Source organism: Bradyrhizobium sp. 142 (assembly GCF_023074015.1).
Classification (GTDB): domain Bacteria; phylum Pseudomonadota; class Alphaproteobacteria; order Rhizobiales; family Xanthobacteraceae; genus Bradyrhizobium.
Window position 1 is genome coordinate 1 of the sequence record NZ_JADPKQ010000422.1, and the last position, 519, is coordinate 519.

Annotated in this window: 1 protein-coding gene; it reads left to right on the forward strand. The window is 62.8% G+C overall.

Annotated elements, in window-relative coordinates; all coding sequences use genetic code 11:
- Nucleotides 1-519: transposase (locus tag IVA82_RS39055; protein WP_247493841.1), on the forward strand; the 519-nt coding region annotated here is incomplete at both ends.

The following is a 519-nucleotide window of genomic DNA, read 5'->3' on the forward strand; positions in this document are numbered from 1 at the left end:
AAGCCGTATTGAAGGAACTGAGGCTCCACCGCGGTCATGGCCATGGACCAGCCCCGCGAGTCTCGCGGCGTCGGAATCGAACCGATCAGGCGAACGCTCTAGCTTTTGACGTCCGCGAGGCGCTGTTCGCGTTGCTCGGAAAGGACATCACCACCATCGACGGCCTCGGTCCTTACCTCTCGCTGAAGCTGATCGCTGAATGCGGCGACGACCTCTCTTCGTGGCCAAGTGCAAAGCATTTTACCTCCTGGCTGGGATTGGCGCCGAGCAACAAGATCTCCGGCGGCAAAATGCTCTCGTCGCGAACGCGCCGATCCGGCGGCCGGGCGGCGGCACTTCTGCGCCTCGCTGCCGTGACCGTGGGTCGTACAGACACCGCGCTCGGCGCCTTTTATAGACGGCTCTCAGCGCGCATCGGCAAGGCCAAGGCCGTGACCGCCACGGCCCGCAAGATCGCAGTTCTGTTCTACAATGCTGTGCGATACGGAATGGACTATGTCGATCCCGGGGCCTCGTCCT